The sequence below is a fragment of the Aeromicrobium sp. CF4.19 genome (genome assembly GCF_051262555.1).
Taxonomy (GTDB): domain Bacteria; phylum Actinomycetota; class Actinomycetes; order Propionibacteriales; family Nocardioidaceae; genus Aeromicrobium.
The window spans coordinates 32138-46588 of record NZ_JBIMEU010000009.1 but is presented as its reverse complement, the minus strand read 5'-3'; the positions used below and the strand labels follow the sequence as shown (position 1 = coordinate 46588).

Sequence of the window (14451 nt, the reverse complement as noted above, 5' to 3'; positions counted from 1 at the left end):
CGTATCAAGGACTAGTCAGGCGCACAACCTAGTTGGGATCATCGCGGCGGGGAGGCTCGCCGTGATCTGCCTGACACGGGGTGACCCGTCCCACTACCCGTGAGTACAGTGACCAGCAGTCGTCCCCAAGGAGCACTCATGACCCAGTCCGTGATCGTCGCCGGCGCCCGCACCCCGATCGGCCGCCTGCTCGGTGGCTTCAAGACCCTGTCCGGGTCCGACCTCGGTGGCCATGCCATCAAGGGCGCCCTGGAGAAGGCCGGCGTCTCCGGCGACCAGGTCGACTACGTGATCATGGGCCAGGTCCTCGGCGCCGGAGCCGGCCAGGTGCCTGCCCGCCAGGCCGCGTTCAAGGGCGGCATCCCGCTCGACGTCCCCGCCATCACGATCAACAAGGTGTGCCTCTCGGGCCTCAACGCGATCGCCCTCGCCGACCAGCTCATCCGGGCCGGCGAGCACGACGTCGTGGTCGCCGGCGGTCAGGAGTCGATGACCCAGGCCCCGCACTTCCTCGCCGGATCGCGCGAGGGCACCAAGTACGGCGACACCAAGCTCGTCGACCACATGGCCTACGACGGCCTCTGGGACGCCTTGACCGACCAGGCCATGGGCTCGCTGACCGAGCAGATCAACGCCGAGGACCAGAAGCTCAGCCGTGAGGCGCAGGACGCCTTCAGCGCCCGGTCCCACCAGCTCGCCGCCGAGGCCCAGAAGAACGGGGTCTTCGACGAGGAGATCGTGCCGGTCGAGATCCCGCAGCGTCGCGGCGACGCCCTGGTGGTCGACACCGACGAGGGCGTCCGGGGTGACACCACGGCGGAGTCCCTCGGCAAGCTGCGCCCGGCCTTCAGCAAGGAGGGCACGATCACGGCCGGGTCCGCCAGCCAGATCTCCGACGGCGCTGCCGCCGTCGTCGTCATGAGCAAGGAGAAGGCCGAGGAGCTCGGCCTGTCCTGGATCGCCGAGATCGGTGCCCACGGCGTGGTCTCCGGCCCGGACTCCTCCCTCCAGCTGCAGCCGGCCCACGCGATCACCAAGGCCACCGAGAAGGAGGGCATCGCGCCCTCCGACCTGGACGTCATCGAGATCAACGAGGCCTTCGCTGCCGTCGGCATCGCCTCGGCCGAGAAGCTCGGCATCAGCGAGGACATCGTCAACGTCAACGGCGGTGCCATCGCGATCGGCCACCCGATCGGCGCCAGCGGCGCTCGGCTCGTGCTGCACCTCGCGCTCGAGCTCGGGCGTCGCGGCGGCGGGGTCGGCGCGGCCGCGCTGTGCGGTGGCGGCGGCCAGGGCGATGCTCTCGTGATCCGCGTGCCGAAGGCCTGATCCGACGGTGGCGGCCGGCGACGACGTCGCGGGCCTCGTTGCGCAGGCGCGCGAGGGCCGGCCCCGTGCTGTCGCGCGGCTGATCTCGCTGGTCGAGAGCGAGTCCCCGCGGCTGCGCGAGGTCAGTGCCGCGCTCTCGCCGCACGTCGGGCACGCCCACGTCGTGGGTCTGACCGGCTCGCCGGGGGTGGGCAAGTCCACGACGACCGCCGCCCTGGTGTCCGCCCTGCGACAGCGGGGACAGCGGGTCGGCGTGCTCGCGGTGGACCCCACGTCGCCCTTCTCCGGTGGCGCTCTCCTGGGCGATCGGATCAGGATGTCCGACCACGCCACCGACGCGGGTGTCTACATCCGCTCCATGGCCAGCCGGGGCCACCTCGGCGGACTCTCCTGGGCGACCCCGCAGGCACTACGGGTGCTGGACGCCGCCGGCTGTGACGTCATCCTGCTCGAGACCGTGGGCGTGGGTCAGTCGGAGGTCGAGATCGCCGGGCTGGCCGACACCACGCTGGTCCTGCTCGCCCCGGGCATGGGTGATGGCGTCCAGGCGGCAAAGGCCGGCATCCTGGAGATCGGTGACGTCTTCGTCGTCAACAAGGCCGACCGTGACGGCGCCGCGTCGACTCGCCGCGAGCTGCGCTCGGTGCTGGGGATGGCGCAGCGACCCGAGGGGGCCTGGCGGCCGCCCATCGTCATGACGGTCGCCTCCACCGGCGAGGGGCTGGACGTGCTGGTCGAGCACGTCGACGCCCATCGCGAGCACCTGGGTGCCGGAGAGCTCCAGCGCCGTCGGCACGACCGGATCAGACGCGAGATCCGGGCGATCACGCTGGAGACGGTGCGCCGGCGCGTCGGCGACCTCTCCGGGCACGCCGGGCTGGACGACCTCGCCGCGCAGGTCCTGGCCGGCTCGACGGACCCCTTCGCCGCCGCGGACCAGCTGCTCGAGCAGCTCTGAGCGGGGTGCACGTCCCGCGACGCACGGCGCGCCTCGACCCCGGCGGGTGGGTTCTGCGATAGGAATGACGGGTGCTGAAGAAGCTCCTGGTGCTGCTCATCGCCGCGTTCGTGGTCTATTACCTGCTGACCGCGCCCGCGGGTGCCGCCGACGCCGTGAGCGGGGCCTTCACCGCCATCATCGACGCGTTCGGTCAGGTCTTCGTCTTCTTCGAAGAACTGACCGACTAGGCCGCCGTGCTCGGGCCGATCCTCCGGCGCCTGCCGGAGCAGGACGTCGATGGCCACCTCCTTCATGCCGAGGGCGAGCACGTGGTCGACCTCGTGCGCAAGCACCCCATCGTCTATCTGCGGCCGGGAGCCGAGCTGGTCGGTGTCGCCGGTCTGTGCGCGCTCGCCCTGTTCGGCCCGATCCAGCTGGGCTGGCTCTTCCTGCTCGCCGGGGCCGCGCTCGGCCTGCACGCGCTGTACCTCATGCTCCGCGAGCACCGTGACCTCTTCGTCATCACGAACATGCGTGTCTTTCGTGCCTCGGGGGTCTTCTCGGTGCGCATCGCCACGATGCCGATCACCCGAATCCTGGACATCACCGTCGAGAAGCCCCTCATCGGCCGGATCCTGGGCTACGGCCACTTCGTGTTCGAGTCGGCCGCGCAGGCCCAAGGACTGCGCGACATCCGCTTCATCGCAGACCCGGACGAGCGCGACCTGACCATCCAGCGGGTCGTGCAGCGCTCGGGACTGCGCGGCCCGCGGAGTGCGGCGGATCGTCACATGATGGAGGGTCGCTGACGGCTCACGGGGCGATCACTACGATGAGCCCATGAGCTTCTCGCGCCCGGGTGCCGTCGACCTGTCCGCCCTCGCCAAGCCGTCGCAGCCGCCTGCCGGCCAAGGCGCCGACCCGGGGGCGTCGTGGATCGTCGACGTCACCGAGCAGAACTTCCAGGAGGCCGCCCTCGAGGCCTCGATGCAGCACCTCGTGGTGCTCAGCCTGTGGTCGGCCCGGGCGCAGCAGAGCGCCGACTTCAACGCGCTGCTGGGGCGCGTCATTGACTCCTACGGCGGGCAGCTGGTGCTGGCCCAGGTGGACGTGGACGCCAACCCACAGATCGCCCAGGCGCTGCAGGCCCAAGGCGTCCCGCTCGTGGTCGGGCTGGTCAAGGGCCAGCCGGTGCCGCTGTTCCAGGGCACGGCCGAGGAGGCCGACGTCCGCCAGTACTTCGACCAGCTCATCGCCCTCGGCGCCCAGAACGGCCTCACCGGCCGCGCCGCGCCGACCGGCCAGGCGACGCCGACGCCGGAGGCCTCCGAGGACGTCGTCGAGGACCCCCGCTTCACGGCGGCGGACGCTGCCTTCGCCGAGAACGACTTCGCCACCGTCGTGGCCGAGTACGAGAAGCTCCTGGCCCAGAGCCCGGGCGACGTCGAGGTCGCCGAACGGCTCGCCGGGGCCAGGTTGATGGCGCGCACGCAGGGCGCGGAGCTGAACCAGGCGCGCCAGGTGGCCGCCGACACGCCCGACGACGTCGCTGCCCAGCTGCTCGTGGCCGACCTCGACGTCAGCGGCGGCCACGTCGATGACGCCTTCGGCCGGCTCATCGATCTGGTGCGGCGCACGAGCGGCGACGAGCGGGAGAGCATCCGCGAACGCCTGCTGGAGCTGTTCACCGTCGTCGGCGCCTCGGACCCGCGCGTCGCGGAGGCTCGCCGTTCTCTCGCCTCGGCGTTGTTCTGACGTCCACGTCCGCCCCGGCGGATAGGGTCAGGGCCGAAGCGTCGGAGGATCCGGTTCCTCAGCGGTGGTCCCGCGACGGGTGAGGGAGGTCGATCGTGCGCAGGCTCGGCTGGGTCGTCACGATCCTGGGTGTCCTGCTCGTCGCCCTCGGTGCGGCCGGGGGAGCCATCCTGGGGCCCGACAGCCGGTTCACCACGGGACCCCACGCGGTGGACACCGCCGGCACCGTCATCGTGACCTCTCCGGGCGTGATCTCCTACAGCGGCCTGCAGGTGGACGTCCTCGCCGAGGTCCCGGTCAACAAGCCGGTCTTCGTCGGCCTGGGCAACAGCGTCGACGTCGAGGACTACGTCGCCGAGACCGAGCGGATTGAGGTCACCGACTTCCGGACCCCGTGGGAGCCGCAGTCGCGCGAGGTCGACGGCCGACCAGGCCTGCCGGGTGCACCCACGGCCCTGGACTGGTGGCTGGCCGACGCCGCCGGCCTGGGGGGTGCGTCCATCAGCACGACGCTGCCGGACGAGACCGTCTCGTTGGCGATCGTCGCGGTCGGGGCCACGAACCTCTCGGGTCTGGAGGTGACGATGGCCTATGGCCTCAAGGGAGGGTTCGCCGCGAGCATCGGGGTGGTCCTGCTGGGGGCGGGCGGTCTGCTCGGCGGGCACGCCCTGCGCCGTGGCCAGCGGATGTTCATCGAGACGGAGGCGGACGAGGAGCTCGAGGTCGTGGAGGAGATCGTCTACGTCTACGTCGACGAGGACGGCGTGGAGCACGAGATCTCCGCCGAGGAGGCGGCAGAGCTGGAGGCCGCGGAGCCGGAGGGCGAGGAGCCCGGCGACCCTGGGCCCGCCGAGGAGCCCGGTGACCCTGGGCCCGCCGAGGAGCCCGGTGACCCAGGACCCGCCGAGGAGCCCGGTGACCCAGGACCCGTCGAGGAGCCTGCCCCGTACCGTCCGCCTGCCACCGCGAACGTCATGACGGCCGCGGACTTCGTGCAGGACGCGACGGAGGTGGGGCCCCCAGCGGTCCCCGGACCGTCGGACCCGGTGGTCTACGTCTTCGTGGACGAGGACGGGGTCGAGCACGAGGTGTCCGAGGACGAGCTGGACGAGTACGAGGTCCTCGACGAGGAGGAGACATGAGACGGCCGGTCGTGGTCCTGGTCCTGATCGTCCTCGCGTTGACCGCCTGCACGGTGCCGCAGCAGCGCGACGACGACGCGATGGACAAGCTCGCCGCCGAGTCCGGCGAGGTCACCGCGGTCTTCGAGCGCTACCGTGCCGTCCGCAACACGGCGGTACGGCTGCTGGATGCCAAGCCACTGTCGACGGTCGAGGTCGGCCCGGTGCTGGACATCGACACCGGGTCGTTCGAGGTGGCCGAGCGGCTCAGCACGGCCCAGGCCGAGGACGACGCTCCCATCGACGTGCGGGAGGTCGTCACTCCGCGCTTCTCCGCCTACCCGCTCTGGTTCATGGCCGTGGTCCGCGACGAGGAGCGCGAGGTCAACCGGGTGCAGGTCTTCGAGCGCGACGGTGCCGCGGCGCCCTGGCTGCTGGTCTCGACGCCCGAGACGGTGCTCGACGCCGAGCTGCCGGAGCTGCGCGAGCGAGACGGCGGGGTGCTGCGTGTCGATCCCGAGGAGTCCACCGGCATGGCGATGTCGGCCCAGGCGGCGGCCGATGCCTACGCGGCGGTGCTGGAGGATCCGCAGGCCCAGGAGGCGGCACTCCTGGAGGAGGACGGGTTCATCGACCAGATGCGTGCCACGGCTGCCCAGAACGCGGACCTGGCGGGGGTGACCTACGAGCAGCAGTGGTCGAGCCAGACCGTGCGCCACGTCCTGCGTACCGCCGACGGCGGCGCCCTGGCCTTCATCGACCTGGAGCGCTCCGACACCTACGAGGTCGAGGACGGGGTCACCGTCACGTGGCCGGAGGACTCGCCGCAACAGGCCTTCATCCCCCAGGGCATCTCCACCACGGGGACGCTGCTGCACCACCACCAGGTGCTCGTCCACCTGCCCGGTGGGGACGCCAAGCCCCGCGCCATCGGTCAGTACGGCGGCGTCATCGGCGCCGAGGGCTTCTGAGCCGGTCGGGACCGCCAGCTCACTCCGGCTGGAGCGGGGCCTCGCGGTAGGTGGGCAGGTCGTCGCCATCGACGGCGGCGAGCAGCTCGATCGCGGCACCCGTGGCGTGCTGCGCGACGGTCTCGGCGTCGCACCACTCCACTGCGACGATCTCCGTCGGCTGCAGCGTGAGGTCATCGACGAAGGAGGCGTCGACCGTACCGATGTCGAACAGGAAGATGCAGGCGTCGTCCCAGCCACGCCAGGCCGGGAGCCAGTTGACGGTGAGCAGCCCGCGGACCTGCACCGTGACTCCGAGCTCCTCGTGCAGCTCGCGGACCAGCCCCCGCGCCGGCGACTCACCCACCTCCACGACGCCGCCCGGGAGGTCCCACTCTGACTTGTAGGTCAGACGGCACAGCAGCACGCGTCCGTCACGGTCCCGCAGCAGCCCCTGGGCGATGATCCGCTTCGTCGGCAGGCCCGCGTTGAGCAGGGCGATGAAGCCCTCGCGGCTCGTGGCCGGCGGGTCGTCGGCGAGGCGGGCCATCAGGGCCCGGTCGGGGTCGTCGCCCGAGCCGCGGACGATGCCCTCGCGGCGCATGCCGCCGATGGAGGCCGCTCGGACGTCCTCGGGTCGATCCACCGGGACGCGCGCCTCGACGCGGCGCAGGCCGAGGTCCTCGAAGGCGTGCGCGAGCACGAGGCGCAGGGACCGGACCGCCAGGCCCAGCGACCCGTCGCCCGTGCCGGTGTTCCACCGCACCGAGGAGACGTGTCGACCCTCCGAGCGCAGGGCGACCGTGCCCAGCCGTTGGCCGGCCATCGTGACCGACCATCCGATGAACTCCTCCGAGCCGGCCGTGGGCTCCAGGACGAGGTCGTCGTCGGTCAACGTGGGCACCCGTCCACCGTACTGGCGGCGCAGGAGACGAACCACTGCGGTCCGTCCCGCGGACCCTTGGCCGGATCCGCCACACTGTGCCCATGCGTCGCCCCCTCGCCCTGGCCCTGGCCGCGTTGGGGCTGACCGTGGCGGCCTGCGGTGGCGACGACGAGCAACGACCGCTGCCGGACGTGGACCCGCCCGTCGCCGCCGAGCTGCCGCCGTCCGAGGACGGCGTGGTGGACGATGAGTGGCTGGACGAGACCTCAGAGGCCACGCAGATCCCGCGGCGGGTGCTGCAGGGCTACGTGGGCGCCGCGGTCCGCCTGGCCACGGAGCTGGAGGGCTGCACCCTGCCGTGGAACACCCTCGCCGGCATCGGGCGCGTCGAGTCCATCCACGGCGAGATCAACGGCTCCAGCATCGACGACGGCGGGGTCGCCCGACCCGACATCGTCGGCATCCCACTGGACGGCAGCGCCGGCGTCCAGGCGATCGAGGACACCGACGACGGCCGCCTCGACGGCGACACCGAGTGGGATCGGGCCGTCGGTCCGATGCAGTTCATCCCGCAGACCTGGGAGCGGTGGGGCGCTGACGGCGGAGGCGACGGCGGACGCAACCCGCAGAACATCGACGACGCAGCCCTGGCCGCGGGCCGCTACCTGTGCGACGCCGGCGGGGAGCTGGACACCCGGCGTGGATGGCTGACGGCCGTGCTCACCTACAACAACAGCGCGGCGTACGCCGCCGAGGTCGCCGGTCACGCCAACGAGCACGCCGAAGCAGCCCAGTAGGGTGGCGCACCGGGGCTGGGGCCAGCCCTGCTGGGTTCCTGCGGAGTCGCGGACATAGCGCTTTCTGGGCGGAGTTCTCCCGATGAACGTGGTTCAGGGTCGCCATCGGGTGTTCGTCTGCCAGGTCGACGACCCTGGTGCCCGGTATTCGGGTGTGCCGTCGGTGGGATGGAATCTGATCTGCCACGCCTGTTCGTGGACGACGTGGTGGTGGGCGGGGCAGATGAGGACCCCGTCGGCGAGGTCGGTGGTTCCACCGTTGGCCCATGGGGTGCGGGCATGATGGGCTTCGCACCATTGAGGTGGTTTGTCGCATCCTGGGAAGGAGCATCCGCCGTCGCGGTTCTCCATCGCCATGCGTTGGGCTTTGGAGAAGAATCTCTTGGACTGTCCGAGGTCCAGTGGCAGCGAGGTGCCGTTGAGGACCATCGGGATGATCCCGAGGCGACACGCCGTCAGCCGGGCTTGTCCGGCCGAGAGACGCGTGCCGGTGGAGAGGGTGGCGGCCTTGATCCCGTTCTGGAGGGTCTCGAGGTCGAGGTTGATGGTCAGCTGCGCGCCGACGCCACCGGCGGCCGGGAGGCGATCGGTTGGGAGGTGGTCGCACAGGTCGGCGAAGCCGCGTCCCATTCGGGCGCGGTGATCCAGCTCGCGGTCGAAGACCGATGATCTCTGGGCTTGCGGCGCGTCGGTGGCCTCGTCGGTGTTGTTGAGGTGGTCGCGTCGGGGTGCGCTGATGGCTTCGACGGCGGCTTTGAGCATTTCGGCCTGCGCGTCGGGCAGGACGAACCCGCCTCGGTGGGTGCCGTTGCCGCGATCGCTCATCCAGAATTCAGACTTGCGGCGAGCGTCACGCTCGCGGTCCTTGAGCCTCTGGTTCTCGTCGGCGTCGACCTCGGGTTCGGGCTTGAAGGCGTCGGTGGCGCGGTCGGTGCGGCGGCGCAGGTCCTTCAGCGTCAACGTCCTGGCGTCCTTGAGCAGGCGCCGTTCGCACAGGTCTCGCTGCTCGGGCGTGACGTCGGGGCCGAGCGTGGCGAGGCCGTCGGCGATGACCTTGGCCTGATTCATCGAGATCCGCCCGGCCGTCAGGGCCTTCTCGGTTCGCGAAGCCTGCTCCAAGGCCTTGGCGGTCCTGACGGTCTTGTGGCCCTCGCCATGGTCGCCACCGAAGTCCTTGCCCAGCATCTCGGCGATGGAGCCGGCGCCGGCCCTTCTGGCCGCACCCGAGGCTTCCAGTCTGCGCGCGATGGCGACCTCCTGGCCCTGCAGCCGGGCCCGCAGCCGCGCGAGCCGGGTGGCGCTGTCGCGCAGGACCGTGTCCTCCAGGCCGGCCCAACCGGAGGGGTCCATCCGGTCCGCGGTCTCCTCAAGCCTGGCAAGCCCCGCGAGCAGGGGATGGGTCTCTAACGACTGGACCGCCACCGTGCACCCCCTGAGTACTGAACTCCAGCTATATTATAGCACAGATGAGCGATAGCAAGCAGAGCGAGCAAGTCGGTTTGTAGTGCCCTGATGCAGAAGAGTCGCCGATATCCTGCGACATGACACGAACGTGGCAGTTTCGCTGTCGTGCTCTGGCGGTCGGCCACCAACTCACGTCCAGCACGCGCGCCGGCAGGACTCAGCCCAGGAGTCGTTGCAGGGCCCCGTGCGGGATCGAGACCCAGCCCGGGCGGTGGTCGCGCTCGTAGTCCAGCTCGTAGGCGGCCTTGTCGATCTGGTAGCAGCGCAGCAGGACGAACGCTGCCGTGCCCGGACGGACGCCGTAGCCGTCGAGGAAGGCGCTGCCGTTGCGGGAGGACCACTGCTCGGCCCGTGAGGACCAGGCCGGGTCGTCGATGCCGAGCTGCAACGTGACCGACCATGGCGCGTAGTCGAACGAGCGCAGCATCCCGGCGACGTCACGCAGGGGGGAGTCGGGACGTCTCCGCTCGGCCAGGGGCGCCGCCGGCTCGCCCTCGAAGTCGAAGACCCGCCACCCGTCGACGGTGCGCAGGGTCTGGCCCAGGTGCAGGTCTCCGTGCACGCGCTGCACGGGGATCGGGTCCGACAGCGCGGCCAGCTCACCGAAGGCGCGGTGCGCCGGCCCGCCCCACGGGCCCGCCGCAGACGTCGCTTCGAAGCGGGCTGCCAGACGCTCGGCGACGTCGGCGGGCTCGACGACGTCGGAGCCGAGGCCGAGCATGAGGTGGTGCACCGCAGCGACGGTCGCGCCCAGTCGACGTGCCTCTGCGGCGAAGTCCCCGCCGGCGTGCTCCGCGCTCACGCCCGGGTCGGCGAGGAGGTCCCGGACACTGGCTCGTGCGATGCGCCACCCGTCGGTCGCGGTCGGGTAGTAGTCGTAGAGCATCCCCAGGTCGATGTCGCCGGCGCGGATCCAGGCGCGGACCGGCGCCACGTCGCACGAGCCGGTCGACGTGAGGGCCCTGCCGATCTCGACGTCGGGGTTGGATCCGTGGTCGATGATCCGGAACAGCTTCCAGAGCAGGTCCTCGCCGACGATGATCGAGGTGTTGCTCTGCTCGGCCACGAGCGGCACGGTCGGCGTGGAGGCCGTGATGCCCGTCGGCATGGAGGACTCGTGCGTCAGGTCGGCCGTCGGTCCTTGGAAGAAGCCGCCGAGCAGAGCGGTCCTGGCGTGCGCGTCCAGCATCGCGTCGTACACGTGCACGCCGTCCTCGACGGCCATCAGCGCGCCCTCCAGCCCGGGGAACGGCTCCCGTCGGTAGGAGGCCGGAACCTGGTAGGTACGGGTTCGTCCGTCGGCGGTCCGGACCCGCACCAGCTCGACTCGCGTGCCGGGGCCCTCGTCGTCTGGTTCCCGCGCCCACGCCAAGGGCTCCACGTCGAGGACCTCCGTGTCCGTGCGCACGAACCAGCGTTGCCGTCGCAGGTAGTCCTCGCGGCTCACGCGATCACGTCCTCGGCGCCGGCCAGGCCGTGCCGCAGCCGGAACCAGTAGAAGCCGTGGCCGGCGAGGGTCAGGAGGTAGGGCAGCTGGCCGATGCGCGGGAACTCCACGCCACCGAACATCTCGATCGGTGCGATGCCCTCCCAGGCGCTGAGGTCGAGCTCGACGGGCTGGGCGAAGCGCGAGAGGTTGTTGACGCACAGCATGGTGTCGTCCCCGTGCTGGCGCACGAAGGTCAGGACCGACGGGTTGGAGCCGCCCAGGTCACGGAAGTCGCCCAGACCGAAGGCCGGGTGCTGGCGGCGGATCATGAGCATGCGGCGGGTCCAGTGCAGCAGCGAGGACCGGTCGGTCATCTGTGCCTCGACGTTGACGGCCTGGTAGCCGAAGACCGGGTCCTGGACGACGGGCAGCGCCAGCCGTCCCGGCGTAGCGGTGGAGAACCCGGCGTTGCGATCGGGTGACCACTGCATGGGGGTGCGGACCCCGTCCCGGTCGCCGAGCCAGATGTTGTCACCCATGCCGATCTCGTCGCCGTAGTACAGGACCGGGGACCCTGGCAGGCTCAGCAGCAGCGCCGTGAACAGCTCCATCTGGTCCGAGGCGTTGTCCAGCAGGGGAGCGAGCCGTCGCCGGATGCCGATGTTCGCCTTCATGCGCGGGTCGGCGGCGTACTCGGACCACATGTAGTCGCGGTCGTCGTCGGTGACCATCTCCAGGGTCAGCTCGTCGTGGTTGCGCAGGAAGATGCCCCACTGGCACCCGTCGGGGATGGCGGGGGTCCGGGCCATGATCTCGCTGATCGGGTAACGGGACTCGCGCCGCACGGCCATGAAGATCCGCGGCATGACGGGGAAGTGGAAGCACATGTGGCACTCGTCGCCGCCGACGCTCGGGTCGCCGAAGTAGTCCACCACGTCCGCGGGCCACTGGTTGGCCTCGGCCAGGAGCACACGGCCGGGGTACCTCGCGTCGACGTGGGCGCGGATTGCCTTGAGGAAGGCGTGCGTCTCGGGCAGGTTCTCCCCGTCGGTGCCCTCGCGCTCGTAGAGATAGGGCACGGCGTCCAGCCGGAAGCCGTCCACGCCGAGCTCGAGCCAGAAGTCCAGGACCTGCAGCATCGCCTCCCGGACGCCGGGGTGGTCGAAGTTGAGGTCGGGCTGGTGGGAGTAGAAGCGGTGCCAGAAGTACTGCCCGCGCTGTGCGTCCCACGTCCAGTTCGACGGCTCGGAGTCGACGAAGATGATGCGGGCGTCCCGGTGGCCGCGATCGGTGTCGGACCACACGTAGAAGTCGCCGTAGGGGCCGTCGGGGTCGCGGCGAGAGGCCTGGAACCACGGGTGGGCGTCGGACGTGTGGTTCATGACGACGTCGATGATCACCCGGATCCCGCGGGCGTGGGCCTGCTCGAGCAGGGCGACGAAGTCGTCGATCGAGCCGAGCTCGGGTGCCACGTCGGTGTGGTCCGCGACGTCGTACCCACCGTCGCGCAGCGGCGACGGGAAGAACGGCGGGAGCCAGAGGCAGTCGACCCCCAGCCACTGCAGGTGGTCCAGACGCGCGGTGAGCCCGCGCAGGTCACCGACGCCGTCGCCGTCGGAGTCCTGGAAGGACCGGACGAGCGCCTCGTAGAAGACCGCACGCTTGAACCAGTCCGGTTGCTCCTCGCTCACGCGCGCCATCCTGCCAGTTCCGGTGTCACGGTCGATGGCCCGGCCGCGTCCGGCAGGGTTTGACCTCAAGCAAGGTTCAGGTTCTTTCATGGAGTCACACGACACCGACGAAAGGAACTGGACATGCCTCGCGCACTCATCACCGGAGGGACGGCCGGCCTCGGCCTCGCCCTCGCGAAGGATCTCGCCGGCGACGGTTGGGACGTCGTCGTGGACGGCCGCGACGCCGAGCGACTCGCGGCGGCGCTCATCGAGATCGGCCCACGGGCCCGTGGGCTGCGTGGTGACGTCACCGACGCCGACCACCGAGCGGCCCTCGCCGCCCTGGCCGGCGAGCTCGACCTCGTGGTCAACAACGCCAGCACGCTGGGCGCAAGCCCCCTGCTGCCCGTCCTCGAGCTCGACCCGGACGTCCTGCACCGGCTGTGGGAGACGAACGTGGTCGCGGCGGTGGACCTGGTCGCTCTCGTCCGCGAGCGGCTGCGTCCGGGGGGCGCCGTCATCTCCATCACCTCCGACGCTGCCGCGGAGCACTACCCGACGTGGGGTGGGTACGCGGCGACGAAGGCCGCCCTGGAGCACCTCACGCTCACCCTCGCGCAGGAGGATCCCGCACTGTCGTGCTGGGTGGTCGATCCCGGCGACCTGCGGACGGCCATGCACCAGGCGGCCTTTCCTGGCGACGACATCAGTGACCGGCCCCTGCCGGAGACGGTGGTCCCGGCCTTTCGCAGGTTGTTGGAGGAGCGCCCGCCGAGTGGTCGCCACCGCGCCGCTGACCTGCTGACCGGCATCGCGTCCGAGGCGGTGGGAGCATGAACGAGCGCCAGCTGGGGGCACCTCCCTGCACGCAGCGAAGCGGAGTGCTTGGGGGCGTGATCGAGGAACACTTCATGCGGGCACGTTCCTACGGTGGTTTTTCAGAGGACGTGATCGCATGAACGCCGTCATCGACCTGGCGCCCCTGACCAGGTTCGACCCGCCCGGCGGCCTGACGGCACCCGCGCCTGCCGAGGCCCGAGGCCTGGATCGCGACGCGGTGCGGCTGCTGGTGGCCGACGGCGACCGGGCGGTCCACGCGCACTTCCGTGACCTCGCCGACCACCTGGAGCCCGGTGATCTCGTCGTGGTGAACGCGTCGCAGACCGTGGCCGGCGAGGCCGATGCGCGGGTCGGCACCGGGGCCGCGCGTCGCGACGTCGTGCTGCACGTCGCGATGGACCTGCGGGACGGCACGTGGGTCGTCGAGCTCCGTTCGGCGCCCGACGCCGGACGAGCCGTGCTGGATGCGGAGGCCGGGCAGGTGGTCACCCTGACCGACGAGCCGTCGGCGACGCTGACCCTGCTCGCCCCGTACCCGCGGGGAGGATCCTCGCCGACCGGCGCCGGCAATCGTCTGTGGCGAGCCGAGCACGGAGGAGCCGAGCCACTGCGGGAGACGCTGGACCGGGTCGGTCGGGCGATCGCCTACGGCTACCTGGACCGCCGCTACGGGCTCGCCGACTACCAGACCATCTTCGGCACGACTCCGGGCAGCGCGGAGATGCCGAGTGCAGCGCGCCCGTTCACCGCCGACGTCGTGACCGGGCTCGTCTCCCGGGGGATCGCCGTGGCGCCCATCGTCCTGCACACCGGCGTCTCCTCCCAGGAGGCGGGCGAGGCCCCGCAGCCGGAGTGGTTCGAGGTGGGGGAGCCGACGGCCGAGCTCGTGAACGTGACGCGGGCGCGAGGTGGGCGGGTCGTGGCCGTGGGGACGACGGTGACCCGTGCCCTGGAGTCAGCTGTGCCGCCCGGGGGCTCGCGCGTCGTCGCGTCCTCCGGCTGGACCGAACGCATCGTGACGCGGCAGGACCCGCCGCGGGTCGTGGACGGGCTCGTGACGGGATGGCACGATCCGCAGGCCTCGCACCTGTTGCTGGTCGAGGCCATCGCGGGGCCCGGCCTGACCCAGCTGGCCTACGACGCGGCCGTCCGCGAGCGGTACCGCTGGCACGAGTTCGGCGACGCCGCGCTGCTCCTGCCGAGGCGAGCGGCCATCGCCGCTGCCTGACCCCCATCGGCGTGATCGGTGGGCACTGCACCGCTGGGA

At 71.2% G+C, this 14451-nt stretch carries 14 protein-coding genes; 10 read left to right on the top strand and 4 right to left on the bottom strand.

Going from position 1 to position 14451, the window contains the following annotated elements; genetic code table 11:
- Window positions 1–138: 138 nt before the first annotated feature.
- From ACHAAC_RS15865 to ACHAAC_RS15835, 7 genes are all read left to right on the top strand, one after another.
- Window positions 139–1329, top strand: a complete 1191-nt coding sequence (locus tag ACHAAC_RS15865; protein ID WP_435717288.1) for an acetyl-CoA C-acetyltransferase — start codon at window positions 139–141, stop codon at window positions 1327–1329.
- Window positions 1330–1336: 7 nt separating this feature from the next.
- On the top strand, window positions 1337–2287 hold the full coding sequence (gene meaB, locus ACHAAC_RS15860) for a methylmalonyl Co-A mutase-associated GTPase MeaB (RefSeq protein ID WP_435717287.1): 951 nt from the start codon (window positions 1337–1339) through the stop codon (window positions 2285–2287).
- 71 nt (window positions 2288–2358) lie between these two features.
- On the top strand, window positions 2359–2517 hold the full coding sequence (locus ACHAAC_RS15855; protein ID WP_435717286.1) for a hypothetical protein: 159 nt from the start codon (window positions 2359–2361) through the stop codon (window positions 2515–2517).
- Between the two features lie 6 nt (window positions 2518–2523).
- Window positions 2524–3078: a PH domain-containing protein gene (locus ACHAAC_RS15850; protein ID WP_435717285.1), complete on the top strand. Its 555-nt coding sequence runs from the start codon at window positions 2524–2526 to the stop codon at window positions 3076–3078.
- A 31-nt stretch (window positions 3079–3109) separates the two neighbouring features.
- On the top strand, window positions 3110–4024 hold the full coding sequence (locus ACHAAC_RS15845) for a co-chaperone YbbN (RefSeq protein ID WP_435717284.1): 915 nt from the start codon (window positions 3110–3112) through the stop codon (window positions 4022–4024).
- A gap of 95 nt (window positions 4025–4119) precedes the next feature.
- Entirely contained in the window at window positions 4120–5166 is a 1047-nt protein-coding gene (locus ACHAAC_RS15840; RefSeq protein WP_435717283.1) for a collagen-like triple helix repeat-containing protein, read from the top strand.
- On the top strand, window positions 5163–6116 hold the full coding sequence (locus ACHAAC_RS15835) for a hypothetical protein (protein WP_435717282.1): 954 nt from the start codon (window positions 5163–5165) through the stop codon (window positions 6114–6116). The genes ACHAAC_RS15840 and ACHAAC_RS15835 overlap by 4 nt, the downstream gene beginning before the upstream one ends.
- 19 nt (window positions 6117–6135) lie before the next feature.
- On the opposite strand, the gene ACHAAC_RS15830 is transcribed toward ACHAAC_RS15835, so the two are convergent.
- Window positions 6136–6999, bottom strand: a complete 864-nt coding sequence (locus tag ACHAAC_RS15830) for an NUDIX hydrolase (protein WP_435717281.1) — start codon at window positions 6997–6999, stop codon at window positions 6136–6138.
- Window positions 7000–7082: 83 nt separating this feature from the next.
- Here ACHAAC_RS15830 and ACHAAC_RS15825 point away from each other — a divergent pair, with 83 nt between their 5' ends.
- A complete protein-coding gene (locus ACHAAC_RS15825; protein ID WP_435717280.1) occupies window positions 7083–7778 on the top strand; it encodes a lytic murein transglycosylase in 696 nt (231 codons plus the stop codon).
- 93 nt (window positions 7779–7871) lie between these two features.
- Here the strand turns inward: ACHAAC_RS15825 and ACHAAC_RS15820 are convergent, their stop codons facing one another.
- From ACHAAC_RS15820 to treS, 3 genes are all read right to left on the bottom strand, one after another.
- Window positions 7872–9128 (bottom strand): DUF222 domain-containing protein, encoded by a 1257-nt coding sequence (locus tag ACHAAC_RS15820; protein ID WP_435717279.1) that lies wholly within the window; start codon window positions 9126–9128, stop codon window positions 7872–7874.
- A gap of 271 nt (window positions 9129–9399) precedes the next feature.
- Window positions 9400–10689, bottom strand: coding sequence for a maltokinase N-terminal cap-like domain-containing protein (locus tag ACHAAC_RS15815; protein ID WP_435717278.1), 1290 nt, complete (start codon window positions 10687–10689; stop codon window positions 9400–9402).
- Window positions 10686–12371: a maltose alpha-D-glucosyltransferase gene (gene treS / locus ACHAAC_RS15810; RefSeq protein ID WP_435717277.1), complete on the bottom strand. Its 1686-nt coding sequence runs from the start codon at window positions 12369–12371 to the stop codon at window positions 10686–10688. Before treS ends, ACHAAC_RS15815 begins: the two co-directional genes overlap by 4 nt.
- Before the next feature lie 114 nt (window positions 12372–12485).
- On the opposite strand from treS, the gene ACHAAC_RS15805 reads away from it, so the two are divergent.
- Window positions 12486–13181 (top strand): SDR family NAD(P)-dependent oxidoreductase, encoded by a 696-nt coding sequence (locus ACHAAC_RS15805; RefSeq protein WP_435717276.1) that lies wholly within the window; start codon window positions 12486–12488, stop codon window positions 13179–13181.
- Window positions 13182–13299: 118 nt separating this feature from the next.
- Window positions 13300–14412 (top strand): S-adenosylmethionine:tRNA ribosyltransferase-isomerase, encoded by a 1113-nt coding sequence (locus ACHAAC_RS15800; protein ID WP_435717275.1) that lies wholly within the window; start codon window positions 13300–13302, stop codon window positions 14410–14412.
- Window positions 14413–14451 lie beyond the last annotated feature (39 nt).

Excerpts from the sequence above, each read along its gene's own strand:
- ACHAAC_RS15800 (WP_435717275.1), top strand. The coding sequence starts at position 13,300 with ATGAACGCCGTCATCGACCTGGCGCCCCTGACCAGGTTCGACCCGCCC.
- treS (WP_435717277.1), bottom strand. The coding sequence starts at position 12,371 with ATGGCGCGCGTGAGCGAGGAGCAACCGGACTGGTTCAAGCGTGCGGTC.
- ACHAAC_RS15820 (WP_435717279.1), bottom strand. The coding sequence starts at position 9,128 with ATGGACCCCTCCGGTTGGGCCGGCCTGGAGGACACGGTCCTGCGCGAC.
- ACHAAC_RS15805 (WP_435717276.1), top strand. The coding sequence starts at position 12,486 with ATGCCTCGCGCACTCATCACCGGAGGGACGGCCGGCCTCGGCCTCGCC.
- ACHAAC_RS15835 (WP_435717282.1), top strand. The coding sequence starts at position 5,163 with ATGAGACGGCCGGTCGTGGTCCTGGTCCTGATCGTCCTCGCGTTGACC.
- ACHAAC_RS15865 (WP_435717288.1), top strand. The coding sequence starts at position 139 with ATGACCCAGTCCGTGATCGTCGCCGGCGCCCGCACCCCGATCGGCCGC.
- ACHAAC_RS15825 (WP_435717280.1), top strand. The coding sequence starts at position 7,083 with ATGCGTCGCCCCCTCGCCCTGGCCCTGGCCGCGTTGGGGCTGACCGTG.
- ACHAAC_RS15845 (WP_435717284.1), top strand. The coding sequence starts at position 3,110 with ATGAGCTTCTCGCGCCCGGGTGCCGTCGACCTGTCCGCCCTCGCCAAG.